At 68.3% G+C, this 24,777-nt stretch carries 24 protein-coding genes and 7 pseudogenes; 15 read left to right on the top strand and 16 right to left on the bottom strand.

Annotation, left to right across the window (positions count from 1 at the left end):
* Nucleotides 1–88 precede the first annotated feature (88 nt).
* Both ACFVJQ_RS33925 and ACFVJQ_RS33930 read right to left on the bottom strand, forming a co-directional pair.
* Complete coding sequence (locus ACFVJQ_RS33925; RefSeq protein WP_385789460.1) at nucleotides 89–310, bottom strand: helix-turn-helix domain-containing protein; 222 nt, start codon at nucleotides 308–310, stop codon at nucleotides 89–91.
* A complete protein-coding gene (locus ACFVJQ_RS33930) occupies nucleotides 310–807 on the bottom strand; it encodes a DUF2975 domain-containing protein (RefSeq protein WP_385514663.1) in 498 nt (165 codons plus the stop codon). Before ACFVJQ_RS33930 ends, ACFVJQ_RS33925 begins: the two co-directional genes overlap by 1 nt.
* Before the next feature lie 174 nt (nucleotides 808–981).
* Between ACFVJQ_RS33930 and ACFVJQ_RS33935 the strand changes: the two genes are divergently transcribed.
* The 3 genes from ACFVJQ_RS33935 (at nucleotide 982) to ACFVJQ_RS33945 (ending at nucleotide 2,734) form a co-directional block, all read left to right on the top strand.
* Nucleotides 982–1,599: a TOPRIM nucleotidyl transferase/hydrolase domain-containing protein gene (locus ACFVJQ_RS33935; RefSeq protein WP_385514662.1), complete on the top strand. Its 618-nt coding sequence runs from the start codon at nucleotides 982–984 to the stop codon at nucleotides 1,597–1,599.
* A 102-nt stretch (nucleotides 1,600–1,701) separates the two neighbouring features.
* Nucleotides 1,702–2,076, top strand: a complete 375-nt coding sequence (locus ACFVJQ_RS33940) for a hypothetical protein (protein WP_385514661.1) — start codon at nucleotides 1,702–1,704, stop codon at nucleotides 2,074–2,076.
* 106 nt (nucleotides 2,077–2,182) lie between these two features.
* Nucleotides 2,183–2,734 carry a hypothetical protein gene (locus tag ACFVJQ_RS33945; protein WP_385514660.1) on the top strand — a complete coding sequence of 184 codons (552 nt, stop codon included), beginning with the start codon at nucleotides 2,183–2,185 and terminating at the stop codon, nucleotides 2,732–2,734.
* 201 nt (nucleotides 2,735–2,935) lie between these two features.
* Here ACFVJQ_RS33945 and sigJ read toward each other — a convergent pair whose 3' ends face one another.
* Entirely contained in the window at nucleotides 2,936–3,871 is a 936-nt protein-coding gene (gene sigJ, locus ACFVJQ_RS33950; protein ID WP_385789463.1) for an RNA polymerase sigma factor SigJ, read from the bottom strand.
* Nucleotides 3,872–4,200: 329 nt separating this feature from the next.
* Here sigJ and ACFVJQ_RS33955 point away from each other — a divergent pair, with 329 nt between their 5' ends.
* A complete protein-coding gene (locus tag ACFVJQ_RS33955) occupies nucleotides 4,201–4,740 on the top strand; it encodes a YceI family protein (protein ID WP_385514658.1) in 540 nt (179 codons plus the stop codon).
* A 197-nt stretch (nucleotides 4,741–4,937) separates the two neighbouring features.
* Here the strand turns inward: ACFVJQ_RS33955 and ACFVJQ_RS33960 are convergent.
* Nucleotides 4,938–5,309: pseudogene (locus ACFVJQ_RS33960) on the bottom strand (lamin tail domain-containing protein); the annotation flags it as partial.
* Between the two features lie 433 nt (nucleotides 5,310–5,742).
* Here ACFVJQ_RS33960 and ACFVJQ_RS33965 point away from each other — a divergent pair.
* Nucleotides 5,743–6,060 carry a hypothetical protein gene (locus ACFVJQ_RS33965; protein WP_385514657.1) on the top strand — a complete coding sequence of 106 codons (318 nt, stop codon included), beginning with the start codon at nucleotides 5,743–5,745 and terminating at the stop codon, nucleotides 6,058–6,060.
* 482 nt (nucleotides 6,061–6,542) lie between these two features.
* Here ACFVJQ_RS33965 and ACFVJQ_RS33970 read toward each other — a convergent pair whose 3' ends face one another.
* The 3 genes and pseudogenes from ACFVJQ_RS33970 to ACFVJQ_RS33980 form a co-directional block, all read right to left on the bottom strand.
* Nucleotides 6,543–7,571 (bottom strand): alpha/beta fold hydrolase, encoded by a 1,029-nt coding sequence (locus tag ACFVJQ_RS33970; RefSeq protein WP_385789539.1) that lies wholly within the window; start codon nucleotides 7,569–7,571, stop codon nucleotides 6,543–6,545.
* A gap of 403 nt (nucleotides 7,572–7,974) precedes the next feature.
* Nucleotides 7,975–8,520 carry a hypothetical protein gene (locus ACFVJQ_RS33975; protein ID WP_385514656.1) on the bottom strand — a complete coding sequence of 182 codons (546 nt, stop codon included), beginning with the start codon at nucleotides 8,518–8,520 and terminating at the stop codon, nucleotides 7,975–7,977.
* Between the two features lie 371 nt (nucleotides 8,521–8,891).
* Nucleotides 8,892–9,478: pseudogene (locus ACFVJQ_RS33980) on the bottom strand (transposase family protein); the annotation flags it as partial.
* Here ACFVJQ_RS33980 and ACFVJQ_RS33985 point away from each other — a divergent pair.
* The 3 genes and pseudogenes from ACFVJQ_RS33985 to ACFVJQ_RS33995 all read left to right on the top strand — a co-directional run.
* Nucleotides 9,479–9,730 (top strand): annotated as a pseudogene (locus tag ACFVJQ_RS33985) (IS30 family transposase); the annotation flags it as partial.
* An 86-nt stretch (nucleotides 9,731–9,816) separates the two neighbouring features.
* Nucleotides 9,817–9,969, top strand: a pseudogene (locus ACFVJQ_RS33990) (transposase); the annotation flags it as partial.
* A gap of 21 nt (nucleotides 9,970–9,990) precedes the next feature.
* Nucleotides 9,991–10,428 carry a cytidine deaminase family protein gene (locus ACFVJQ_RS33995; RefSeq protein ID WP_385514655.1) on the top strand — a complete coding sequence of 146 codons (438 nt, stop codon included), beginning with the start codon at nucleotides 9,991–9,993 and terminating at the stop codon, nucleotides 10,426–10,428.
* Between the two features lie 188 nt (nucleotides 10,429–10,616).
* Here the strand turns inward: ACFVJQ_RS33995 and ACFVJQ_RS34000 are convergent, their stop codons facing one another.
* The 3 genes and pseudogenes from ACFVJQ_RS34000 to ACFVJQ_RS34010 form a co-directional block, all read right to left on the bottom strand.
* On the bottom strand, nucleotides 10,617–10,979 hold the full coding sequence (locus tag ACFVJQ_RS34000; RefSeq protein WP_385514654.1) for a hypothetical protein: 363 nt from the start codon (nucleotides 10,977–10,979) through the stop codon (nucleotides 10,617–10,619).
* A gap of 308 nt (nucleotides 10,980–11,287) precedes the next feature.
* Nucleotides 11,288–12,018: pseudogene (locus ACFVJQ_RS34005) on the bottom strand (recombinase family protein).
* A gap of 116 nt (nucleotides 12,019–12,134) precedes the next feature.
* A complete protein-coding gene (locus ACFVJQ_RS34010) occupies nucleotides 12,135–12,881 on the bottom strand; it encodes a TetR/AcrR family transcriptional regulator (protein ID WP_385514653.1) in 747 nt (248 codons plus the stop codon).
* Nucleotides 12,882–13,014: 133 nt separating this feature from the next.
* Here ACFVJQ_RS34010 and ACFVJQ_RS34015 point away from each other — a divergent pair, with 133 nt between their 5' ends.
* On the top strand, nucleotides 13,015–14,052 hold the full coding sequence (locus tag ACFVJQ_RS34015) for an amidohydrolase family protein (protein WP_385514652.1): 1,038 nt from the start codon (nucleotides 13,015–13,017) through the stop codon (nucleotides 14,050–14,052).
* A gap of 226 nt (nucleotides 14,053–14,278) precedes the next feature.
* Nucleotides 14,279–15,028 (top strand): SDR family oxidoreductase, encoded by a 750-nt coding sequence (locus ACFVJQ_RS34020; RefSeq protein ID WP_385789467.1) that lies wholly within the window; start codon nucleotides 14,279–14,281, stop codon nucleotides 15,026–15,028.
* 186 nt (nucleotides 15,029–15,214) lie between these two features.
* On the opposite strand, the gene ACFVJQ_RS34025 is transcribed toward ACFVJQ_RS34020, so the two are convergent.
* Nucleotides 15,215–16,969 carry an FAD-dependent oxidoreductase gene (locus ACFVJQ_RS34025; RefSeq protein ID WP_385789469.1) on the bottom strand — a complete coding sequence of 585 codons (1,755 nt, stop codon included), beginning with the start codon at nucleotides 16,967–16,969 and terminating at the stop codon, nucleotides 15,215–15,217.
* 1,141 nt (nucleotides 16,970–18,110) lie between these two features.
* On the bottom strand, nucleotides 18,111–19,397 hold the full coding sequence (locus tag ACFVJQ_RS34030; protein ID WP_385789471.1) for an RNA-guided endonuclease InsQ/TnpB family protein: 1,287 nt from the start codon (nucleotides 19,395–19,397) through the stop codon (nucleotides 18,111–18,113).
* Between the two features lie 17 nt (nucleotides 19,398–19,414).
* Between ACFVJQ_RS34030 and ACFVJQ_RS34035 the strand changes: the two are divergent.
* Together ACFVJQ_RS34035 and ACFVJQ_RS34040 are read left to right on the top strand one after the other, a co-directional pair.
* Nucleotides 19,415–19,522: pseudogene (locus tag ACFVJQ_RS34035) on the top strand (Arc family DNA-binding protein); the annotation flags it as partial.
* A 271-nt stretch (nucleotides 19,523–19,793) separates the two neighbouring features.
* On the top strand, nucleotides 19,794–20,048 hold the full coding sequence (locus ACFVJQ_RS34040) for a hypothetical protein (protein WP_385514688.1): 255 nt from the start codon (nucleotides 19,794–19,796) through the stop codon (nucleotides 20,046–20,048).
* A gap of 537 nt (nucleotides 20,049–20,585) precedes the next feature.
* On the opposite strand, the gene ACFVJQ_RS34045 is transcribed toward ACFVJQ_RS34040, so the two are convergent.
* From ACFVJQ_RS34045 to rpmG, 3 genes and pseudogenes are all read right to left on the bottom strand, one after another.
* Nucleotides 20,586–20,735 carry a ribosomal protein bL36 gene (locus tag ACFVJQ_RS34045; RefSeq protein ID WP_385789541.1) on the bottom strand — a complete coding sequence of 50 codons (150 nt, stop codon included), beginning with the start codon at nucleotides 20,733–20,735 and terminating at the stop codon, nucleotides 20,586–20,588.
* Nucleotides 20,736–20,750: 15 nt separating this feature from the next.
* A pseudogene (locus ACFVJQ_RS34050) lies at nucleotides 20,751–20,996 on the bottom strand (type B 50S ribosomal protein L31); the annotation flags it as partial.
* A 49-nt stretch (nucleotides 20,997–21,045) separates the two neighbouring features.
* The gene (gene rpmG / locus ACFVJQ_RS34055) at nucleotides 21,046–21,210 is read right to left on the bottom strand and encodes a 50S ribosomal protein L33 (protein WP_224739091.1); all 165 of its coding nucleotides are present in this window, start codon (nucleotides 21,208–21,210) and stop codon (nucleotides 21,046–21,048) included.
* Nucleotides 21,211–21,772: 562 nt separating this feature from the next.
* Here rpmG and ACFVJQ_RS34060 point away from each other — a divergent pair.
* Both ACFVJQ_RS34060 and ACFVJQ_RS34065 read left to right on the top strand, forming a co-directional pair.
* Nucleotides 21,773–22,474, top strand: a complete 702-nt coding sequence (locus ACFVJQ_RS34060) for a TetR/AcrR family transcriptional regulator C-terminal domain-containing protein (RefSeq protein WP_385514647.1) — start codon at nucleotides 21,773–21,775, stop codon at nucleotides 22,472–22,474.
* Between the two features lie 318 nt (nucleotides 22,475–22,792).
* Nucleotides 22,793–23,782 (top strand): NAD(P)-dependent alcohol dehydrogenase, encoded by a 990-nt coding sequence (locus tag ACFVJQ_RS34065; protein ID WP_385789474.1) that lies wholly within the window; start codon nucleotides 22,793–22,795, stop codon nucleotides 23,780–23,782.
* A gap of 275 nt (nucleotides 23,783–24,057) precedes the next feature.
* Here ACFVJQ_RS34065 and ACFVJQ_RS34070 read toward each other — a convergent pair whose 3' ends face one another.
* Nucleotides 24,058–24,213 carry a zinc-binding dehydrogenase gene (locus ACFVJQ_RS34070; protein WP_385789476.1) on the bottom strand — a complete coding sequence of 52 codons (156 nt, stop codon included), beginning with the start codon at nucleotides 24,211–24,213 and terminating at the stop codon, nucleotides 24,058–24,060.
* 133 nt (nucleotides 24,214–24,346) lie between these two features.
* Here ACFVJQ_RS34070 and ACFVJQ_RS34075 point away from each other — a divergent pair, with 133 nt between their 5' ends.
* A complete protein-coding gene (locus ACFVJQ_RS34075) occupies nucleotides 24,347–24,772 on the top strand; it encodes a PPOX class F420-dependent oxidoreductase (RefSeq protein WP_385789478.1) in 426 nt (141 codons plus the stop codon).
* Nucleotides 24,773–24,777 lie beyond the last annotated feature (5 nt).

Below are 24,777 nucleotides of genomic sequence, written 5' to 3' on the forward strand. Positions count from 1 at the left end.
CGACGGCACCTACCCCTACGGCCCCGCCGGCCGCATCAAATCCGCCACCATTGGCGGCAACCAAGCTGAGTCTCGCCGACGGCAGGCGTCACCCGTCCGCTGCTTCCTCGGCCTCCCAGCGCAGCAGGTCTCCCGGCTGGCACTTGAGCACCTCGCAGAGTGCGGCGAGCGTCGTGAAGCGCACCGCCTTGGCGCGGCCGTTCTTGAGTACGGCCAGGTTGGCGGGCGTGATCCCGACGCGTTCCGCGAGCTCGCCCACGGACATCTTCCGTTTGGCCAGCATCACGTCGATGTCGACGGCGATCGGCATCAGATCACCTCAGCCAGCTCGGCCTGCATCTGCGCCGCCTCGATGTCGCGCGCGACGGCCTGGGCGAGCAGCATCCGCAGCACGAGCACGATGAGCGCGACCCCCAGGACCGCCAAGGCGACCCCGCCCAGCAGGAGCACAATGCCCGGGGGGACGGCCTCGCCAGGCGCCAGGACCACTCCGAGCGCGAACACCAGGAGCGCGGCCGTCACCATCGCGCCGATCACGATGTGCACGTACCGGAAGGCTGCGTGGGAGAACACCGTTCCCCGTCGAACCATCGTCACCAGTCGCCATACGCAGACCAGGACGACCTGGACCGTCACCATCCCCAGTACCGCGATCACGAGGGTCGGGGTGCGCACGTGTGCGATGTCCGCGTCGAGATCCTGCAGGTCGATTGCCAGCAGCGGCACCATCACCGCCTGCACGAACACCGAGCCGGCGAGCAGCACCACCAGCACGGCACGCAGCGCAAGCACTGTCAGCTTTCCCATTGCCTCTCCCTTCGATCGAGCAACGATGGGAATCTATCGATATTCGATAGGCGCGGCAAGGGGTAGGCCCACTAGATGGGACGCCGGTACAGACGGCAGGGGCGCCGGGCATGTCGAGCAGGGCCGTCGAATATTCCCGTGCGGTGCCGGTCGCTGAAGGTGCAGACTCGCTCCATGGCGGACATGGGGGCGTTCCGGGATGCAGTCAGCCGCTGGGCGGCCGGCGGTCCCGGCGGACCGGCGAGTGACCAGGCTCGGCAGCTGGGGCTGCGGACGGCGGTGCTGTTGGAAGGGCTGAGTGATCTCGCGGCCGTCGAGGCGCTGGCCGCACTGCGTGGCCGGGACCTGGCCGCCGAAGGAGTGTGCGTCGTGGCGATGGGCGGGGCGATGAGCGTCGGCCGTTACGCCGGTCTTCTCGGGCCGCCCGGTCTTGGCCTGCGCCTGAGGGGACTGTGCGACGCGGGCGAGCAGAGCTTCTACGACCGCGGCTGGAAGCGGGCCCGGGCGCCGCGTCGGGGCTTCTTCGTGTGCGTGGCGGACCTGGAGGACGAGCTCATCCGCGCGCTGGGCACGGAGCAGGTCGAGGAGATCATCCGAGCCGAGGGCGACCTGCGTGCCTGGCAGACCTTCCTCCGCCAGCCCGCACACCACGGTCGGCCCCGGCAGAAGCAGCTGCGGCGCTTCCTAGGCACGAAGAAGGGCCGCAAGATCCGCTACGGCCGTCTCCTGGTGGAATCCCTCGACCCCGAACAGGTACCGGCCCCGCTCGACGACCTCCTCACGAGCCTGTGACCGCCGCCGCCGGCCCATCGGGTTCTCGCCGGCACAGGGCTCGTGGCTGTGGCCTCTGTCGTGGTGTGGGCGGTCACGCTGTCGCCTCTCAGTGCTGTCGTCATGGGGTTCGATGAGGAACACGGCGCCGACCCGGTGGTCACGTCCGCGGGCAAGGGCTCGGGTGATCCGAACCCTGATGACGTTCAACTGGTGGCGTGCAGCCGCCTTGAGTGGCGCACGTTCGACATGACCTGTGCGTTCTCGGGCGGGTGGAGTGTGACGTACTACCAGGGCCGTTACCGCATCGACGTATATGAAGCGCGTACCGGCCGCAGGGCCGGCGGGCAAACGGTGGTTGCCGACAACCATCTCTTCTGCTCAGGCAACTTGGCGCGCCAAGGGAAAGGCGGCGGCCACGAGGAGGATGCTTCCGTCCCGGCCCAGGAGGAGCACCAGCGCATCATCGACGGTGTCGCTGCCGGCTCGCTCTCGTAAACGCCCCCCTTCCCTTCCTGCCGGCGCAGCGCGTGACGACGGTGGCAAGAGGGAAGACTGGCTGCCGAACACCGAACCCATGCACGCCGGGACACGGGGAGACATCATGGCCGCGACGACATCGGCCCACAGGCTGCGAGCAGGTCGCTCGTATCGGCCGGGAACGGGCATCGTACTCGCCGCGCTGGCCACCCTGACGGTGGTCGGCTGCAACAGTTCGGACGAGGCCGACGAGGCTTCCTCACCCCCTCGGCAGACCTCGAAGTCCCCTTCCGCGCAGCCCTCCTCCGGGCAGCCGTCGGTGTCGGCCGCGGACGGGCGTGACGTCGGTGCCTGCGCGGACGGCAACTGCGAGATCGCGGTATCCGAGCCGGTGACGTTCCGTTTCAAGGGCCCGGCCGGTCCGGCGACCCTGTCCGTGACGGAGGTCGGCCCGAACAAGGTCGAATACACGGTGAAGTCGGGCAACGGCCAGTCCAAGGGCGGGGCGACCGGCCCGGGACAAGGATGCATCACGGTCCTCCGCAGCAACGGTGGCGGCAACTCCTGCGGTGGGCTGGGGGACGCCACCCGGCCGAGTCCCCAGCCCCATGCCGTGGTGATCCAGGCGGCGACCGGCGAGGACGGTACGGCACTCGTCCACATCGTGTCCGACTGACAGCACGGGCGCTCGACGCCCGGGCGGACCAGACTGGCGAAGGACATCGACGGCTGGAACCCCAGCCCCTGCCTCACCGCCGGTAACCCGGGCGAGACGTCTGCAAGACGGCCACGCACGTCCAAGCCGCCGCGCGGAGGATGGACAAGATTGATCAGTTCGATGGCTTCGACTTTGGCCATCCTGGGTGAGCAGCGTGCGTCAGCCCGTCGTCCACGGCCGGAGCTTGTCGGGGTTGCGTACTGCCCAGATGTGCGTGATCCGGTCGCCGGCGACGTCGAACGCCATCACTGCCACGGTGACGTCGTCCAGCTGAAGCGCCAGGCCCGGCTGACCGTTGACCGTACGCTGCAGGATCGTCAGGTCGGGTGCCCTGCTGGCGAGATCGACGAGGTAGTGCGCGATCTGCTCGCTGCCTCCGAGCGGGCGGAGCATGGCGTCGACGAGGCCGCCGCCGTCGGCGATCGCGGTGGCGTCGGGGTCGAGGAGGCCGATGAGGGCCTGGATGTCCTTGGCTGCCCATGCCTCCTTGAACTCCTTGACGATCTCGGCGCGCTGGGCTGTCGGAGTCGCGGGAGCCCGCGACGTGCGGATGCGACGGCGGGCCGACGAGGCCAGCTGACGGCATGCCGCCGGCGTACGGCCGACGATCTCGGCCACTTCGGCGAAGGAGTAGCGGAAGACGTCGTGGAGGATGAACGCGACGCGCTCGGCCGGGGTCATCGATTCGAGCACGACGAGGAACGCCATGTTGATCGATTCGTCGAGGGTGACTCGGTCGGCCGGGTCGACCGCAGTACCGTCCGACCGCCCGCTGATCCACTCCGTACGATCGGGCAGCGGCTCCGGGATCCATTCGCCCACGTAGCTCTCCCGCCGGGCCCGTGCCGAGCCGAGCAGGTCGAGGCAGATGCGGCCGGCGACCTTCGTCAGCCAGGCGCCGGGGGATTCGATGTCCTCCTGTTGCTGTGGGGACATGGCGTACCAGCGGGCGTACGTCTCCTGCACGACATCCTCGGCGTCGGCCAGGGAGCCGAGGAGCCGGTACGCGAGATTGATCACCTGACGCCGCTCGCTCATGATCGCGCTCAGGGACGCATCGAGCCGGCCGTCTTGTGGCCCGGGTGGGGTGGACATGCTGTCGAGGACTCCCTTGGTCGCATCTGGCCTCACCGGTACGACGAGACAGTGCACCGGAATGTCAGGTCGGCGCGTCGCCTCACATTCCGAGGGGCTGTGGCGTCGTACTGCTGAGACGAACACCATCCCGCGGACAGGAAGAGCTCAGCGACATCATGACCGGCTTCCCCGTCCAGCGCATACATGCAAGGGAGGAAGCCGATGGGCGACACCACCCCCTGGCGGGCTCGGCTCCCCATGCAACGCCCCGGGCTGTGCACGGATCATGACCGGCTCGGAACCGAAGGTTCAACCACCTCTGTCCCCCTGTTCAGGAGCGACCAAGCATGACGACCACGACCGAGCTCAGCGAGCTGACCGGCGACTACGTCCTCGACAGCACCCACACGCGGATCGGCTTCGTCGCCGGGGCCGCGATGGTCACCAAGGTGCGCGGGCAGTTCGACGAGTTCGAGGGCAGCGCGCACCTGGACGGCGACGATCCGTCGCAGTCGAGCGCCGAGCTCACGATCCAAACGAAGAGCATCCAGACCCGTAACCAGAGGCGCGACGACCACCTGCGCAGCAAGGTCTTCCTGGACGTCGACAACCGCCCGACCATCAGCTTCATCTCGATCGGAGTGGAGCAGGTCGATGAGACCAACTTCAAGGTCACTGGTGACCTGACCATCCGCGGCGTGACCAAGCAGGTCACCGTGGACTTCGAGCTGACCGGTGCCGAGAACGATCCGCAGGGCAGGTTCCGGGTCGGCTTCCACGGCAAAGCAACCATCAACCGCAAGGACTGGGGCGTCAGTTGGGGAAGGGGCCTCGTCAGCGAGAAGGTGACACTGGAGTTCGACGTCGCCGCGATCCGGCAGCCCTGATGCGATGAAGGAGCGAGGCCTCCCCGGCCCCGCCACCGAGCACGTCACCGTCTTGGCTGAAGGGTCATTGCGGAAGTGCCGGAGGGCTGTTTGGTGTCGCACCTGAGTATCTGGCAGAGAGGGGTGGGGCAGACCGCGTTGCCACGGTCTGCCCCGTCGCCGACAGCCTTTGGGTCGGCTGTCCGGCCGGCTCACTGCCGGTTGTCCCAGACGTAGTCTCGGCTGTCCTGGTAGAGGTCGGTGCCGGTGTCACGGCCGGTGTGGATACGCACCGTTGAGCGGCCTTCGAGGCGGTAGTGGTCGGAGGTGTAGGTGTCACCGTCTTCGCTCTGCAGGGTCCAGCCGTCCAGGTCGACGTCGCGGCGGCTGTTGTTGGTGATCTCCACCCATTCCCTGTTCAGCGAGTGGTCGGAGCCGTCGTCGTAGCCCGGGGAGTCGTACTGCACGGCCGAGATCTCCACCTTGGTGCCATCCGGGCGGGGGTGGCCGGCGGCCGATGCCGGCAGTGCCGTGGTGCCCAGGACGGCAGCGGCCGTGAGTGCTGCGGCGGACAGACGAGGGGATGTGATGGTGCGGTGGGTGAGTGGCGGCCGGGCGGGCCGCACCTGCACACCCTGGCCGCGGCCGCGGCAGGTAAGCGCGGTACGCGCACTGTGTTATGCATCGCTCACATCGCCGTTACTCTCACCTTCGATGTCCACCTATGCGGTGAATGCTCCCGAGCTGATGGCCCGCCCGGCCTGCACCGCCCGGCAGGCACCGGCCGGCCCCGCCGCTGCCTCCCGGCGCTTCGGACGGCAACGGCCTGCCCCTCACCCGAAAGTGCGTAACAGAGCCCTCCGTCACGCACCACGACAACGCACCCCGCCGGTCGGACCAGACGATGACCTGCCGATGACGCCATCCGCATGAAGCCCCGCCACGCCCGCAACCGCCGCGGCCCCCGGGCGCCTCTGGTCCTGCAGATCTGTAAGTTGCCCGTCTGCCCGTGAGGAGAGCGACGTGACCACCACCGCCTTCCAGCACAGCGCACCCCGATCCTTCGCCGGTCCCTGCGCCGTCGACGAGTCCGCCCCCACCTGGCCGGCCCCCGCCGGACAGTCAGGGGACGCCGACTACCTGCTCCCCCCGCCGAACCCCGCCCACCGCCTCACCTTCACCATCGACCCACGCGACCAGCGACGCCTCGACCTGCACGCGGCCCTGACCGCGGCCGGCATCCCTCCCCACCCTGAAGACCGGGAAGTCATCGACCAGCTCAGCGCCCTGCCCCCCAGCATCAACGCCGCCCTCCAGCGCTGGCTGCACCACACCCCATGAAGCCCCGCCGCACCAGCAACGCGCCGGCGATCTAGGCCCTGACAGCGGGCCCGGCTGATGCGGTTGGTGCCATGGGTGGCACCGGCCACTGCGCCCGGGCGGCCAGCACGACCGGCGCACCCGCAGCACGCTGAACGGCCTCGAGCAGGCAGGGGCCGCAGCAGCACGATCTGCTCCATGAGTGCCGCCGCCCGCCGCTGGACATCTGGCGAACTCTCCTCCAGATGCGGGGTGTTGACCCTGTACCGGAATACCGCGGCCACCAGGCTGGAGAAATCCTGTACGGCGAGGTCCTTGCGTACGCTCATGCCGCGGGCGGTGGCGGGGCCGCGAACCGGTCACGTGTCTCTGTGTCGATCTTGACGGTCGTGTCAGCCATGCCCTGAGCGTGGCCAGTTCAGGCATTGACGACCACTCGACGGCTCGTTGATCACGATTGCACCATCATGGGAAGCCTTTTCACCTGGTGGGAGCCGGAGCTGTCAGGGAGCGTCCCTGCGCTGGGCCGGGATACGGGTGATCCTCGGCCTCGCGGAGGCGTGACCTTCGTGCCTGGCTGCGGAGACCTCCGTGCTCGGGGGTGTAGGCACCCCCGCACCAGGGCCGCCTGAGCGCAGCAGCTCCCGCCATTCCTCCGGGCTCCGGGTGACCGGCTCCGTCGTGGCGATGAAGTCCTCCAGCACGGCCAGGAACCGCTGCGGATCGGTGTGGAACGGGAAGTGGCCCGCGCCCTCGAAAACTTCCAGGCGGCTGCCGGGCATCGCCGCGTGCGCCGTCCCGGCGTGCCGGGCAGGCACCACCTGGTCGCGTGAGCCCCAGACCAGCAGGGTCGGCATACCGGCAGTCAGATAGCAGCGGTCGAGCATGGTCACCACCTGGCCGCGCCAGTCGACCACTGCGCGCAGCGTGCGGATGAAAGCATCACGCGAGGCGGCGTCGGGCAGCGCGTCCACCAGCCGCAGTAGATCCGGGGCGTCCTGGCCGAGCCCGGTATCGAGCAGTTTCAGCAGCCGGATCCCGATGGCGACCTGCGTCCGCATCGTCGGAAGCCGCAGCCAGGACAGGGCCAGATGGGCTCCGGGCAGCGAGGCCGCGCGCAACGCCGGGGTGACGCCGCGGCCCACCCCACCGGTACTCACCAGCGCCAGCCGCTCGGTGCGCTCGGGGAACTGATAGGCGAACTGCATGGCCACCCCGCCGCCCAGGGAGTGCCCGACGAGTGTCACCTTGTCGATGCCCAGCACCCCCAGCAGGTCCCGCATCCCGTTGGCATAGGCGGGCACCGAATAGTCGCCGCGGGGTTTGTCGGAGGACCCGTGGCCCAGCAGGTCGGGAGCGATCACCGTGTAGTGGCGAGCCAGCGCGGGAATCAGATCGGCCCAGGTGTCGGACGAGTCACCGATGCCATGGATCAGCAGCACGGCCGGGCCCTCGCCGGCCATCCGGAACGCCCAGCGGTGGCCGTGCACGACCCGGTACTGGCGCGGGACGGGCTGATGGATGACACGCAATTGCGCGCACTCACCAAGCTGTGGGGGGATGCTCGCCACACCGACTCCTCTCCGGGGCGCACGCGCCTTCGGCGACTCTCCGGTTAACGCGCTCGTAACCTCATGCGCGCTGAAGGAATCTAAGTCGACAAGTCGATTTTGCTGGAGTTGGCTACATCACACCCGGCCTCGGCCGGATCCTCTCGGAGGCCTCGGAGTGCCGTCGCGACCTGCACTTCTGGGCGACTGTGCCTCATCACAAGACGACTGATGTGGCATACGGCACAGAAGCATCACGCGCCGCCGCTCAGGCGCCGGCGCCCGTCGGGCTCGCGAAGCCGCTGCCTTACTGTGACAGGTGACGCGCTCGGGGTTGCTGGTGCCCGAATCCGACTAGACCCTGTCCATACCCGTTGTGCCTCTGTCATGCGATCAAGGTCGATTGGCCACGGTCGCGGGGAGACCGGCGCATCAGGCGGCCACGCGGTCGGCCTGAGACGAGTGCCTGCGCTGTTGGCGTGGCGTCCGTCACCCCGATCACCACGGCCTCCGTGGTGTGCCGCTGGCGCCACTTCACCCAGCCCGAGGAGAGTCCGCCGACGTACAGTGCGTCCGTCCGTTTATTCACGATGCTTTGCGCACAGAAGGTGACTGATCGTATACCTTTCGTCGTGATCGTGCCGCCGGACGGAGGGGGTTCGACGTGCGGTTGCTGACCGAGGACCGGGCCGCGTGGCTGCAGGAGGTCGGGCTGGAACCCGGTATCCCTTCCCTCCTCTCGCCGGTATTTGAGTACGACATCGGCCTGAACAGCTTCTTCCAGTCGCCGACGATGCCGGATGAAGGCGGTGAACACGCAATTCGGGTACGCCGGGAGCTCGCCGCCTTCCTGACGTTCTTGTGGGCCGCTCGACGCGGTCATCCACAACGCCGGCGTGTGGAGCGGACCGGCGGTCATGCCGGTCAGCATCCTCGCACCGCACCTGCTCACGGGCTTGCTCCGTGGCCCGCGCCGGCTGGTGTACCTGAGCGGCAGCTCGTATTTCGGTGGGGGTCCCTCGCTCGACGGCGTGGACTGGCGGGGCGAGAGCGCGGGCTCGTACTCCGACAGCAGCCTGTTCGTCACGACACTTGCCGCTGCGGTGGCTCGTCTGCGCCCGGGAGTGCTGAGCAACGCCGTGGATCCGGGAGGTGGGGGCCGTGACGACTTAGCAGGCCACGGCCCCCATTTTTTGGCGTACGGGGCGGGCCGTCCACAAACAGCCCCTCGCGGTTACGGCCTGAAGCGTGTTGCAGAAGGTCGTGAGCAGGCAGCCTGAACCGGGCTGTCGGTGTGTCTGGTCATGCGGCGAGGGCGAGGTTGTGCATGCGGGCGACGGCCTGGACGGCGTGGTGGAGGCCGTCACCGCGCTGCCGGCAGTCACGGAGGATCTTGTAGTTCTTCATCCGGCCGATCACGTGCTCGACACGGGCGCGGACCTTGCGGTGGGCCGCGTTGTCTTCTTCCTCGCCTTCAGCAGCGACCGACCGGGGCGTTTGCGGTGCGGGACAACGAGGCCGGTGTTGATGTAGGCGCCGTCACCCAGCACCGTCACCCCTTGGCACTGGTCGGCCAGGCCGGAGTCCCGCCAAGCCTCCGCATCAGCGGTAGTCCCCGGCACCGGGCGGGCGGCAGCCACTACCAGGCGCGGGTCCGCGTCCACGAGGACCTGCACGTTCGCCGAGAACCGGTAGTTACGCGAGGACGTGCCCACCGTGCGGTCACGGACCGGGATGAGGGTACCGTCCACGATCCATAACCGCTCGACCGCCTCCTGCGACGCCCGGACGGGCTCGAGTGCGAGGAGCGGACCGAGACGCTGGATTACCCGGCACACAGTGGCCGGCGAGACGCCGAACAGCGGAGCGAGCTGCCGCATAGTCAGGTTGGCCCCGCGGTCTACTTCGCCGACCCGCACAGCCCCTGGCAGCGTGGCACGAACGAGAACACCAACGGACTGCTGCGCCAGTACTTTCCCAAGGGCACCGACCTGTCGCGATGGGAGGCCGGTGAGCTGGAAGCCGTTGCTCTCGCGCTCAACAACAGGCCCCGCAAAACGCTCGGTTGGAAGACACCCGCCGAAGCCCTGAACGAACATCTACTATCAGTCGAGGAAGCCGGTGTTGCGACGACCGGTTGAGTCCGGGCAATACGTCTCCATTCGGTACACCGACCGGCTCGCCGACATCGATGCCGCCGCCTCGGTCGGCTCCGTCGCGGACAGTGTTCACTGCCCTGCGCTACTTCACCCTCGACGGCACTGACCACGCGAGCCACAAGGAGCAGGACAGCATGATCCGCCGCTACATCATCTGACGGAACAAGCACACCGCCGATATTCGCTTGCGCACTCTCGTCATGCGGGCCAACGTCGCTTGACATCCGACGAAGACAGAGAAGATGATCACGCAGACCCACCACGTCGACCACGAACTCATCGAAGCCGCAGCCCACCTCGCTCGCACGCGCTGCCGGGGCGACAACCACACCATGGCAGCCGCGGCCCGTGCCCAGGACGGCCGGATCGTCACCGCGGTGAACGCGTACCACTTCACGGGAGGCCCCTGCGCCGAGTTGGTCCTCATCGGCGCGGCAGCCGCCCAGGGCGCCTACGAGCTGGACACAATCGTCGCTGTGGGCGACCGCGGCCGAGGGGTTGTTCCCCCGTGCGGCCGGTGCCGTCAGGTCCTTCTCGACTACTTCCCCGCCCTCAAGGTCATCGTCGGCCAAGGCGACCGCATCCGAACCGTTCTCATCACCGACTTGCTGCCCGAAAGCTACGTCTGGGCCGACCACCAGCTCGAGGCCGAGCCAACCGCTCCACTCGGCACGGGCTGACACCGCCAGCCGACAACAGGGCGCACGGGGCCTGATGCGGCACTAGGAGCCCCTCGGTCCAGCAGAAGGGCCGACTTGCCCGTATGGGAGCCGGCCCTTGGTGCAGTTACTACGGAACTTGAACTCGTGTTGTCGGTCGGATCGTGGTGTCGTGCAGATCGGAACCGCTGGACGCCGGCTGTTCGGGATCAAGAGCGTGGCTGCAGCCAGTGACGCGCGGCGGCCAGTGTCACCTCGATGTCGTCGCTCCACGAACAGACTTCCAGCCACGACAGGTAGCCGCCGTGCGTAAAGACCAGGACCTCACCGGGGCACTCGCCGGCTTCGGTGACGAGCTGCGCTTCGGCCGCCACGACAGTGCTGGGGCCGGTGGGCGCGGGCTCCACCTCGTTGGTGCCGAGTTCGAAGTACGCGGTACCGCACCCGCATGCACAGCGTGCTCGCACGCTGAGGTGCGGAATCTGCCGTCGGAGCGCGGCATGAACCGGATCATCCACGTCCAGGACTGCCGCAAGCACGTCGGCTACGTCGGCAGGCAGGCTCTCGATCATCCCGTCACCGTATCTGACCAGGGGCTTTCGGCTTCGATCGTGCCCGGTGTCACCTACGTCAACGGCATCAGCGGAGAGCCGCCCCCACGGCACAGTCGCGGCCCGGTGTCGTCCTCCGTGACCACGCCCTGCCTCCTTGTGTCGCGCCTGCACCACGGTGGCTGGTGACCGGGCCGGCTGCCCTTCTCGGGGTGCCGGTAAGAACCGTGTTACCAGCCGTAAACGGCGTCTCGCCCACTCCGTCGACTGCGTAGGGCGGGGCAGTTCGGCCGCGGCTGTCGCCTCGGCGAGCGCAAGCCGACCGCCCTTCAGCTCGGGCACGTACTTGTAGCTGGTGTTCCTGGAGACACCAGCAGCTTCGCAATCGACGTGACGGTGTTCCCCTGACGAGCGAGCAAGTCACGGGCGTGACGGATCTGCTCCTCGGTCAGGGCCGGCGGGCGGCCGAGCCGGGCGCCGCGGGCACGGGCGGCGTCCAGGCCCTCGTTGGTCCCCTGGATGATGAGTTCGCGGATGAACTCCGAGAGGGCGGCGAACACATGGAAGACCAGGCGCCCGCCGGGGTGGTGGTGTCCAGCGCCTCGTGCAGTGAGGTGAAGCCGATGCCGCGCTTGCGCAGGCCGGAGACGATGGCGATGAGGTCCTGGATGGAGCGGCCGAGGCGGTCCAGCGACGGGACGACGAGGGTATCGCCTTCGCGGAGGTAGTCGAGGGCCTTCCAGAGTTCCTCGCGCTCGGCGTTCTTGCCGGACTTCTTGTCGGCGAAGATCCGGATGCAGCCCGCTTCGGTGAGGGCGTGGATCTGCCGGTCGAGCAACTGTCCCTTGGTCGAGACGCGGGCGTACCCGATGAGGGCGCCTTGCATGGCAGGAACGGGGGCGAGGAGGTCAATGTCGTCGCTCTGGGGTGGCTGCACGCGCGAGATCGTACAAAAACGGTGGGGTTCAGGTTCTTGAGCACGCCGGCTTTCTGACACCGTTTTACGAGCATGGTCTGACGCCGATCCGGCCGCGAACCGACACTTTCCGATCTTGCTCATCAATCGGTCGATTTATCAGCGTGACCGGATAGGGGTGTCCGCACCCCTAGCACCTCACTGCTCGTCAACCGGACAGGCATGTCCGATCAACCGCTCAGCACGCCGAGAGACACGCCTCAGCCGTCCGCGGCGAGGCGGTCGAGCCATTCGCCGAGTAGGTGTTGCTCTGCACTGCTGAGCGCCGTCTGTTCGGGCAGGAGGGCGCGCAAGGTTCGGGCGGCGCCGGCGGGGCCGGCGTCTTGCACGGCGGGTTTCTCGTGGGTGACGGCGGTGACCATGGATTCGCGCATGGCGGTGAGAAGGGCCGGGTCGCGCTGGTCCTCGGGCAGCGACAGCCAGGTGAGCACGGCGCCACGCGCGGTTGCGTGGATGAGAGCGGCCGCTAGCTTCTCGTCGACGCGGAGCCAGCCGCCGGCGGCGAGGCGGCGGATGCGCCCCAGCAGGATCTGCATGCCGGCCTGGAAGGCGGCGGACGTCGTGCCGCGTTTGGGCTCGCCGTACATCAGCGCGTACAGCTCTGGATTGGCGAGCCCGAATTCGACGGCGAGGTCCCAGCCCGCACGCAGATCCTCGACAGGGTCCTCGGGATGGGCGTCCACGTGCTTGGCCGCGAGGAACCTGGCGTAGCCATACTCGGCCACCGCCTCCAGGAGCCCGTCCTTGTCGCCGAACAAGCGGTAGATCGCAGGGGGCTGCGCCCCGGCGGCCGCCGCGACCGCGCGGGTGGTCACCGCGTCGCGCCCCTCGCGCGCGAGCAAGTCCGCCGCGGCCTCGACAACCCGCTGCCGGGTGACCTCGCGGGCGTCGGCTGCACCATCCGGCTCCGAGCCAGGCGTGGCGTCGGCCTTCGAACCATCAGACATGAATCGATGATAACGCCAAGCTGGTTCCACTGATGTTATCGATGTTATCGTCCTACGCGTATCATTGGAAACAGCGAGACAAGGGGAGCGCACTGTGCCTGAGAAGCTGCGCATCGTAGGCCTTGAGGAACACGTGGTTCTGCCAGTTCTGCTCGATGCATGGGCGAGGGCGGGGGTGCCGCAGATACCGCAGCTCGGCTATGGCGACGAGCCGTTCGCGCGGCGGCTGCGAGACGTCGGCGATCGGCGCCTGGCCGACATGGACGATCAGGGCGTGGACGTCGCGGTGCTGTCCCTGGCCACACCGGGCGTGCAGAACCTCGCGGCGGCGGACGCCGTGAGCGTCGCGCGGGAGGCGAATGACACGCTTGCCGAAGTCGTCGCCGCCCACCCGCAGCGCTTCCAGGCGCTTGCGGCCATCCCCACGCCGTCGCCCGGAGCTGCCGCGGCCGAACTGGAGCGCGCGGTCACGCAGCTCGGCTTCCGTGGCGCGATGCTGTACGGGCGCACGGGGGACAAGCCGGCTGACGCGCCGGAGTTCGACGACCTTTACGCCACCGCCGAGCGTCTGCGGGTGCCGCTGCACTTCCACCCGCAGACGCCGGTACAGGCGGTGCAGGACGCCTACTACGCGGGACTGCCGAACGGGGTGGACCGTGCGCTCGCGACCGCCGGGCTGGGCTGGTACTACGACCTGGGCGTGCAGTACCTGCGGATGATCTTCTCCGGCGTGTTCGACCGCCACCCCGACCTGCAGGTGATCGCCGGGCACTGGGGCGAGGTCGTCCTGTTCTACCTGGACCACATCGGGGTCCTGCAGGACATGGCGAAGCTGGAGCGTCCCCTGGCCGACTACTTCCGCCGGAACTTCTGGGTGGCGGGAAGCGGCACGGTCAGCGAGCGGTACCTGCGGTGGACGGCGGAGGTCGTCGGCACCGACCGCATGCTGTACTCGACCGACTACCCGTACACCTTCGGGACGCGGCCCGGCGGCTTCCCCTTCCTGGACACCAGCGGTGGGGTCGCCCGGTCGTTCCTCGAGCAGGCGCCGTTCACCCAAGAGGAGAAGGCGGCCATCGGGTCTGGCAACTGGGAAAAGCTGACCGGTCATGTCGCAACCGCCACCGACGTCAACAGCCGATCTGCAAATGGCCAAAGAGACAGCACCTGACCTTCGCCGGAATCGTTCCGGCGGGCTGTGCCCCGGGTAGCGGCTTTACGGCCGGTACCCCGGGTTCGCCCACCGCTCCCCGGCTGCCGTCTGCTGATCATCCGGCGCGGTCCGGGGTCCGGGTATTTCCGCAGGTCAGAGCGATTCAATGGGATCACCGGTTCTCCCGCGGAGCAGGAAAACGCCTGTCTCTCCGCGGATCCCACCCCATCGCAAGGATCACACCATGAAGACCGTTCTGATCACTGGTACCTCCTCCGGATACGGGCGGGAGACCGCCCTCCACTTCCACGCGCAGGGGTGGAACGTCATCGCCACAATGCGCACCCCGCGTCCGGACATCCTTCCCGAGTCCGACCGGCTCCGCCTCGTCGAACTCGACGTGACCAACCCCGAGAGCATCACCGCCGCCTTCGAGGCAGCGGGGCCCGTCGACGTCCTGGTCAACAACGCTGGCGTCCCATCGATCAGCGTGTTCGAGGGCACCTCCACGGCTTACGTGAGGGAGGTTTTCGAGACCAACACGTTCGGCGTCATGGCGACGACGCAGGCGGTGCTGGCCCAGTTCCGCGAGCGCGGCTGCGGCGTGGTGGTCAACGTGACCTCCAGCGTGGTGCTGGGCCACATGCCGCTCTCGGCGGTCTACAAGGCGAGCAAGATGGCCGTCGAGGGGTTCACCGCATCCCTCGCGCTCGAACTCGCGCCCTTCGGTGTGCGGGCGAAGACGGTCCAGCCGGGCGCCTGCCTGACGACCAATTTCGCCGACAAGGCGATGAACGGCGGATCGTGGGACGAGCTGGTCCCCGCGCCCTACGCACCGTGGGCGAAGAAGGCCATGGACTCCTTCACGGGCCAGGATCTGTTCACCAAGGAGAGCGACGTCGCCGAGACGGTGTGGCGAGCCGTGCACGACACGACCGGCCAGCTCCGGTTCCCGGCCGGTCCCGACGCGGTCTGGCTCGCCCAGGCGAAGTGACCAACCAGCAGGCAAGGTGACGCCGCACCGATGCCACCAGCCGGCCCCGCGCACACGCACGGAGCCAGCTCGCTGTCCAGCGCCCACCGGCAAGATCCATCTGGGAAGCCACGATCTCGTGGTGTGCCCCGCATCGCGGGATGAAATGCCGTCCATGGAATGAAACACCAGGAGAAGTACGGCCTCTCAGATATCGAGGACGTGTGGGAGGCCCAGCCGGTAGCGGACGTGGTCGGCGGCCTTGAGCTCGGCGAATCCCGGTGGTTCGACGCCGCCGAAGAGACGGACCTCGTCGGCGCCGTCGGCACCGGCGGCCTCCAGCACGGCGTTGGCGGCTCGGCGGCCGGTCTCGTTGGCGGTCTCCATGGATGTGAAGTCGAGGTTGCTGTGGGCGCGCACGTGGTCGCCGGCGAGGAAGAGGTTGGGGATGGCGGTGACGGCTTCGGATCGCAGGTGCCAGGAGGAGACGTCGTTGAGGAAGTAGGTGTCGTCGTTCTCGAGCCTGCCGACGGCGGTCTGGGTGACGGCCGGGTCGAGGAACCAGGAATGGACGATGCCGTCAGGAAGGATGACATCGCCGTTGTCCTCGAGGCCTGCCTTCATCTGCGCCCAGACTTCCTCCGAGATCTCCTTCGGGGTGCATTCCTTGGCCGGTCTGCCGTAGAGGGGGCCGGGTGTGTCCCAGTCGGAGATGACGACGGAGAGGGATTCGGCGGCCACGCCGTCACCCCAGGTCTCGGTGAAGGGATCGGACCAGAAGCGGGACTGCCCGACCGGGGCCAGTGCCCACGGGGAATCCATGAGGGCGAGGTGGGAGACGGGGCCGCGGAAGGTCTCCTTCAGGTAGTACATGATGCCCTGGCACCACGTGGTGCGCAGCCCGTCCATCTTGGCGAGTTGAGGATCGGCCGCCCGGATCTCGGGAGACCACAACTGCCGTACGCGGTCCACGGGGAGAGCGGCCACATACCAGTCGGCGTCTATCCGGGCGGTACCGGCCGCGGTGCGGGCGTGAGCGGCCGTGACGCGGCCGTCGGAGCCGAGTTCGAGGGACTCGACGAGATGCCCGGTGACGAAGCGGACGCCCAGGGAGGTGAGATGCCGCACCCACGGGTCGATGAAGCGTTCGCTGGTGGGGCCGTCGAGGACCCGGTCGAAGGGGCCGTCGGGCCCCATCCCGAGCATGGAGTAGAGGATCTTCGAGATGCCCTGCCCGCAGGTCCGGGTGCTGGCGGTCTCGGGCCGCAGAGCCTCGATGACCTTCGCCGAACCACCCCACATCACTTGGTAGAAGTCCGACTTGCCCTCGTATTCGATGAAGTCGAGCCAGCCGGTGTGCTCCCACTGCCCGAACTGGCGCTCATCGCAGCTCGTCATGAGGATGGCGAGTTTCCGGCCGAGCAACGCGCATTCATAGGGCAGGAGTTGGGGCAGGGTACGCAACAGCCCCTCGATGACGAGGGGGAGAGCGTCCGGGTCGAGGGTGCGTGTGTCGGGCGGGACGGTGGGAAGGTAGAGATCGCCCTTGCCGTTCTCTCTGTTGAACGCGAAGTAGGGGACGGTGACGAGGTTGTCCCAGACGCCGTGTGTCCGGTCACCGAAGGGGATGCGCCGCATGGTGTCCGGAAGGTTGGTGTAGAAGCCGAAGAAGCCTCGATGGCCGTGTTCACCGGGCAGGTCGCGTCGCCCACCGGCGGCCGTGCCGGTCACCGGTAGGCTGCGCGCCTTACCGCCCCATTCCGCTCGCCGGTCGTAGACGGTGACGTCGAAGCCGCGCTCGGCGAGCTCATGGGCGGCGGTCAGGCCGCCGATACCGCCGCCGAGTACAGCCACTCTCGTTCGGGCCCGCTGCGCCGCGGTCGCCTTCGCGGGCCGGAGTCCGAACGCCCCGGCTGCCGCCAGCGATCCACCCCAGCCCAGCACCTGCCTGCGTCCCGGCATCGCATCCTCCCCCTCGACGGCGTCGTCGCCGGGACGCTAGGGGGGCACCCTCAAGATCGGAACGCTGAGCTCGCCATGTTCGCATCTTCCGCACATCGGTGAAACAGCGGGCCTTGGTGCCGCACTTGACCTGCACGGGCCTCGCATGCAGGAAAGACCGCTTCACGTGCCGCGAGCAGCGTTGCCCCGGCTGACGCGGCGATGTCCGAGCCGTCAGTTCACCGCCACCTGCAGCCCATGCATGTGCCGGCCGGCTCACCCCGGTGGACCGGAGCTCCTGACGAGGCCCGCAACCGGAAGAAACTCGGCTCCCACGGCGGTCGTCCGCCGAAATCCGACCCGGAGGACTACACGGCGCGGCACGCGGTCGAGTGCGGCATCAATCGTCTCAAAAGGCACCACGCCGTGGCCGCGAGGTACCACAAGCTCGGTCCGCTACGAGGCGACCGTCCTCGTCGCAGCCATCAACGAGTGGCTGTGACGGCGCATTCGAAATACGGCCTGACGCCAATGATGCGGGCCATGGAGTGCTTTGCCGCTTGGCGTACCCGTCACCGAGGCTCCGCTCCCCACCGGTCCTTTCGGCGGGAGCGAGCCGACCGATGGCTTCTTCTGCCCGGGTGATCAAGCCTTCAGCCCGAGAGGCGCACTTCCATGATCATTCGCGCGTTCATTCAATACGACCTGGCGGCATCGTCCCCCTGCGCTACATGGTGGCGTTCATCTACCCGATCGCCGCCACGATGCGCCGGTTCCTGGCGAACAAGGGCCACGCCGACGAGGCAGTGGGAACGCAAGCACCAGGCATGGTTCAAGTCGGTGACGCTGCAGACCGCCCTCTGGCTCCAGCCCTACGCGGCCGACCAGTGGTGAGACCATGACCAGGCGACGGCGGGCGGTGCGGGGTTCCCAACTGACGAGCAGTTGGTGCACGCCGTAGTCAGCACGTCCGAGCGCATCGTTCCGCCCTCCGTCGGCCGGGGCGAGGCGTAGGTCCGAGAAGGCGGTCGGACAGCGCCGGCAGGGCCACGCTGTCGGCACCAGTCGACGCCTGATCAGACAGCCGGTACCGACGCGGAGAAACCAACAGCGTCACCGCCACGGATCGGAGACAGTCTGCGACGTTGACATCCTCCCCCTCTTAAAAGCGGGGGATTCCAACCCGGGTGGGTTGAGGTTCACGGACGCTCGAACGGCCGGTGGCCGCTGTCGTCCCTCCGGCACCGGCTGATCGCCGGGGGCGGGAGCACCCGCCCTGTCCTGCCGCGACATTGACTGCTGCGTTCTCGTCCGCGTTGCAGGTGAAGCCGCAGGACACGCAGACGAAGTCGGCTTGGCTCTTGCGCGACTTCTTCTCGATCCATCCGCAGGCGCTGCATCGCAGAGAGGTGTACGGGGCGGGGACGTCCTCGACCCGGCCGGGAGCCTTGTGCTCGGTGCGCTGACGGAGCAGGCCCCAGCCCTGGGCGAGGATCGCCCGGTTCAGCCCGGCCTTCTGCCGCACGTTCTTGCCCGGCGCCTCCATGGTTCCCTTCGCGGAGGCGGTCATGTTCTTGATGTTCAGCTTCTCGAACCGCACCAGGTCATAGGTGCGGGCGAGCATGGTGCTGGACTTCTCGCACCAGTCCCTGCGCCGGCCGGCTTCGCGTGCCTTGAGCCTGGCGACCCGGGCGTACTCGGCGGTCTTCTCCGGACTGTTCTTGGGTGCGCGGGCGGCCCGGCGCTGGTGCTTGCGGATCTGGGCCCGTTCCCTGACGGTGAGCTGCGGGCAGTTCAGCTTCCGCCCGTCCGAGAGGGCGGCGGTGATGGTCACGCCCCGGTCGATGCCGATGACTTCGCCCGTTGCGGGCGCGTCGATCGGCTCGGGGATGACGGCGAACGCGATGTGCCACTGGCCGTTGCGGAAGGTGACGCGGAACGTCTTCGCCTTCGGCAGTTCGGCGCGGGTGAGCCGGAAGCGCACCCACCCGCAGCCGGGCACTTTGACCTGCGCCCAGCGCCGGTTCAGCTTCTGCACCACGACGGAGCGGCCCATGACCTGCTTGCTCTTGGCGTTCAGCTTCGGCGACCCGTCCGCCTCGAACTGCGGCACGCGGTCGGTTCCGATGACCCGGAAGCCTTCGTGCACGTACTTCTTGCGCCAGGTCGGCTCACCGAAGCCGGAGGTGAACCTGGCGTTCTTGGCCTTGGCGAAGTCCTTCAGGGCCTGCTGCTGCACATCCGCGTTACCGGCACGCAGCCATTCGCTGTCATGCCGGGCCTCGGTGAGCTGGCGGCACTGCTCGGCGAAGCCGGGCGCTGCCTTGCGGCCCTTGTACCAGTGCGCGTGCTGCTCGACGGCGAGGTTCCACACGTACCGGGCGTGCGCGCAGTGGTCGAGCATGATGCCCGCCTGCGCGCTCGTCGGGTACATCCGGAAACGCGACATGCCGCCACAGTACCGGCATGATCAAGTTCACGCTTCGCCTCCCCGACGACCTCCACCCACAACTGACCGACCGGGCGACCACCGACCGGCGGTCCTTCAACTCCGAGATGCTGCACCTGCTCGAGGCCGCCCTCAGCGTCGTATCCTCCGGAACACCGGATCGCCCCGGCGGCGATTCGGCTTCCCCTGCCCCGCTACGCGGGAGCGGGCATTCACCCCGGCCTGAAGGACCGGGCACCCTGCCCGAAAGCAAGGTGGAGATCGAGCGGCAGGCCGGGTTGAAGTCTCCCGGGGGGGCCGCAGGTTTCGCATCCAACGACATTTCTCGACGACATCGCCGCCCAGCCGCAGGCCGAACGCATCGCGGACTTCAAAGCCGCGCTGTTGGTGCTCCACTTGCCGACGGACGAGCTGGTGGGCGTCGACAACGCGCGACGCATCTTCGACACCGCCCGCCATCCCAAGTCCTTCGTCGCCCTCGACGGAGCCGATCACCTACTCACCAATCCGACCGACGCGGCGTACATAGCGACCGTGCTCGCCGGCTGGGCAGGCCGCTACGCGCTCAGCCCGACCGCCCGCCATGACCTTCCGGCCAGGGAAGGGCAGTATGCGCACGGCCGGGCGCACGTGACCGCGAAGGGTCTCTAAGGGCGGGTATTACACTCGGCGCAGCGTGATGCGCTGGTGATGCCGGGCAGGGGGGGGCTCCGCGGCCTCGTTGATCCACTCGGGTAGACGGGTGTCGCCCCTCCCGCGTGGGATGGGGCGCTGTGCACTGCTCGGAGTCAGATCCATGGGGTGGAGCACGGCCACGATGCTGCCCGTGCGGCCGAGGCCCAACCGCACCCGCCCAGCGATGACCAGGCACCTCGCCGGGCGGGTGGGCCCATGTGCGTCGGGGCCATGCGATAGCCGGCAGGTGATCGACAGGAGGCTGCACCAGGCGCGGACCAGGGTGCAGTGCCGGGATCCGCCGGAGCGGTTGGGGCTGTGCAGGGCGGTCTGGGCTCTCCCTCTCGACTGAGTGGGGACCGCCCCTCGGGGTGCGTCCTGCTCCCCCTGCGGACTGCGGGCGCAGGCCCTGTCTGGGACCGAAGGGCCATGTCACGTCCCGGTCGTCACCCTTTGATACCGACGGGCGGCCCCCTGGGAGGAGGCCGCCCGTCGACGTACTGGCTTGGGTGCTCAGCCCTGGCGGGCCTTGAAGCGGGGATCCTTCTGGTTGATCACGAAGGTCACGCCCCGTCGGCGCACCACCTGGGCGCCGGGCTTGGCCTTGAGCGAGCGCAAAGACTTGCGTACCTTCACGGGTGTCCTTTCGTTGTGCCTGCGCACCGGCCGTGCCCAGCGGCGGGCCGGGGCCGCGCGGCCGTAACGCCGTTCGACGCGGCCCGCGATGTCCACGATCCGCGACGTGCCGGTGTGGAACGGGTGGCTCGCCGAGGAAATCTCGACGTCGACCAACGGGTAGGTGTTGCCGTCCTCCCACTGCACCGTCCGCGGCGAGTCGGCGGTCGAGTGGGTGAGGAACGCAACGCCCGCGGCTCGGTCGCGGAACACGACCGGGCGGGAGACGGGATGGACGGCACGCCTCACGAGATGTCCTTCCTCGCGGCCGCCCACCGGTCGGCGAGGGCCGTTGGTCCTACCTCTCCTCGCGGAAGAGAACATGCTGTCCGGCCACCGGGTCGTACTTGCGCAGAACCAGCCGGTCGGGGTCATTCAACCGGTTCTTGCGCGTCACGTAGGTGACTCCGGTCCCGGCTGCCGACTTCAGCCGGACGACGGGACGTGCGGTGCTGCGAGCCATGAGGCCCTCCTTTCACCGACCGACACGCACTGCCTTGATCCGTGCATGCCGGTCACGTGCGCACAACAGCGGGCCGTGCCGGGACATTCCCGCCCGATGAAAGCGGCGCTCACCTGCCGGTCTGTGCGTGCAACACGGCGCTGCTGCGTCCGCGGTCCGGCCGCCGCTGCACGCCTGTGGCGGGATCGACCAAGGCGCCCGCCTCGGCATCGGGCCGACACCGAAGAGCAGGGGAAAGATGGGCACCGCCAGATGCGAGTTGTCGGCCTGCTGCCCCTCCTGCTTGCGCGGGGCCGTGCCGATCCCTTGCTGCGCCAGCCGGGCGTCGACTCCCTTGTCGATCGACTCCGTGACGCGTAACGCCGGCGACGAAGGACTCCAGCGCGGCGCGCTCGTAGGCCGGGCCCAGCTCCCTGTGGGCCTCGTGCGACGCGGAGGCTTCGTCGTGGAGGTCGAGAGCTACCATGGCTCGCGCGCCATCCCTCCTGGTTTCCGCACAGGTGGACGCTGCACACCTGTCAGGGGAGGGACCGGCTCCGGGCCTTGGCCCAAACGAGAGGGGATGGTGGAGATAACCAGGCAGGCCGACGCCGCCGCGCAGTCCCGCACACCCTTGAGCAGGAAACGGGTACTGGACGCCGCCGTCGCCCTGGCCGACGAAGGCGGGGTCGACGCGCTCAGCATGCGCAAGATCGCGCAGGCGCTTGGCGTGGTGCCCATGGCGTTGTACAAGCACGTGACCAACAAGAACGAGCTGCTGGACGGCATGATCGACGTCCTCGTCGGCGAGATCGACCCGCCGGCCGACGATGCCGACTGGAAGACCGCCATCCGTCGGCGGGTGCTGTCGGCCCGCCGCATGCTGCTGCGCCACCCGTGGGCGTCCGGGGTCATCGAGTCGCGGATCAAGGCGCGGGCCACCCCCACCCCCGCGGTGATGGAGTACCTGGACTCGATGATCGGGATCTTCCGGGCCGGCGGGTTCTCGATCGACCTGGTCCATCACGCGATGCACGTCATGGGCAGCCGTCTCCTGGGCTTCTCCCAGGAGCTGTTCGACGACACCTCCGACCGTGAGCCGGATCCGGACGCGATGCCGCCCGAGGAGATGGCCGCACGCTACCCCCACATCACCGAACTGGCCATGGCGGTCGCCCACGACCAGGAATCCGTCGTCGGCTCGGGTTGCGACGACCAGTTCGAGTTCGAGTTCGCTCTGGACCTGACGCTGGATGGCCTCGAGCGGCTCCGGGGCACGCCCTGACCTTCCCGGTGACGGACCGGGCAGTACCTGCGTGAGGTCTTCGGTCTTCAGCCGCCACCGTCGCCCGGAACCTGCTCTTTCTCCTCTTCTTGCGAGGGCGCGTGGCGTCGGTTGCGTGGTCATCCGCGTTGATTCCTGCTCGTGCGCGGCGCGCCTCGAACTCGGTTCTCTGCACCCCTTGACAGGTGTACGGCGTACACCGACAGTGTCGGTGAGAGGTGTACGCCGTACACCTCAGGTGCTCGCTGCCGGTCGGTAGGTGCCGTGCCCAGCGCGGACGGCGAGCAGCAATCGATCACGAGGTGATGGGGAGACCGGATGAAGGCGATCGTTCAGGAGCGGTTCGGCCCGCCGGACATCCTGCGGCTGGCGGAGGCCGACCGGCCCGAGATCGGGGCCAACGAGGTGCTGGTGCGGGTGCACGCTGCCGCGCTCAACCCCTACGACTGGCACATGATGCGTGGCGACCCGTTCGTGGCGCGGCTGATGGGAGGCATGGGGCTGACCCGGCCGAAGTCCCGGGTGGCCGGAATCGACGCGGCCGGACAGGTGGAGGCGGTCGGGGCGGACGTGCGCGGGCTCCAGCCCGGCGACCAGGTGCTGGGCTTCTGCCCGGGCTCCTTCGCCGAGTACGCGCGCACCACCGCAGCCCTGCTGGTGGCCAAGCCCGCGCGCCTGACCTTCGAACAGGCCGCCGCCGTTCCGATGGGGGCGGTGACCGCCCTGCGCGGCATCCGGACCGTGGGTCAGGTGCAGGCAGGGCAGAGGGTGCTGGTCAACGGAGCCGGCGGTGGCGTGGGCACGTTCGCCGTGCAGATCGCCGCCGCCCTGGACGCGGAGGTCACCGGGGTGTGCAGCACCCGCAACGCCGAGCTGGTGCGCTCACTGGGCGCCGCGCACGTCGTCGACTACACCCGGGAGGACTTCACCGACGGGCGCCTGCACTACGACCTGATCCTGGACAACGTGGGCAACCACCCGCTCAGCCGGCTGCGCCAGGCGCTCACCCCGACCGGGAACCTGGTTGCCAACGGCGGCGGCTCGCCCGGCCACGTGTTCGGGGCGATGGGCTCCATGCTGCGACTGATCGCGGTCAACGCGTTCGTCCGGCAACAGCTCCGCGTGATCCTCCCGGCCGCCCCGGACGGGCCGACCCACGAGGACCTGCTCGCCGTCACCGCGCTCATCGAAGCCGACAAGCTCACCCCGGTGGTCGACCGGACCTACCCCTTGACCGACGCAGCCGAGGGCGTGCGCCATGTGGAGCAGGGGCACGCCCGCGGCAAGGCCGTGGTCACCGTGCCGTGAGCGTGCTTGTCGCGCGCCACCGCTCGGGCAGGAATCCAAGGCCGCTGTCCGCCGGCTCTCCCAAGGTGGCGATCTTGAGCGCGGCGCGTGACTGTCCCACGGATCAGTGCACCCGCTGTGGCGGAAAGCGCGTCAGCGGCAGTCGTCACCAGCGTGTCCAGCGCTACATCGCCCTGATGCTCAGACGCCCAGCCTTCAGCGAGACGAACATGCTGAGCCTTTCCAACCTGGCTGCTGTGCTTGATGCCTGGCCACAAGCGGGCACTCATTTGAGGTCAGTTCGGCGGTACAACGGTGATGACGACGTGGTCGATCTTCTGCCCGGTTTCGACATACCGGTAGGCGTCGACGATCTGTCCCAACGGGTAGCGTCGGTCGATGACTGGCCTGAACTTTCCTGCCTCGATCAGGTCCCGGAAGTGCCGCATCATCTCCTGATCCTGCCTGGGAAGGGAAACTTCGCCGGCCGGCGCCGGTAGGCGCCCAACTCCCGGCTTTGAGACGGAACAGTCATCAAGCCTTCTCTGATGAATACGATGAGATCGTGACAGAAAGGGTGAAGCTATGAGTGGTCTGCCGCGTGAACTGCGAGACTTGATCGCCTCCGGCCCTATGGCTCACCTGAGCACCATCAATGCCGACGGAAGTCCCCAGGTGACAGTCATCTGGATCGGGTTGGACGGCGATGATGTGGTCAGTGGCCATATGTCGTGGCACGTGAAGCTGCGCAACATTGAGCGGGATCCGCGGGTCGTGTTGTCCTTCGATGCGCCGCGGGTGCCCGGCGTCTTCTTGAACGAGTACGCCGTGTTGCGGGGGCGGGCCGCCGTTCAGCCGAGTGACGACGCATGGAATTTGCTCAACCGCTTGGCGAAGGTCTACATGTCCCCTGACGCCGAGTTTCCGGTACCGAAGGGTCCGGGCTATGTCGTGCGCTACTCCGTCGAGCGCATCGGCGGTGTTGGCCCCTGGGCGCCGACCTCGCGCTGAGCTGC

Origin of the sequence: Streptomyces sp. NPDC127197, from assembly GCF_042672405.1 — a bacterium.
Taxonomy (GTDB): domain Bacteria; phylum Actinomycetota; class Actinomycetes; order Streptomycetales; family Streptomycetaceae; genus Streptomyces; species Streptomyces flavusporus.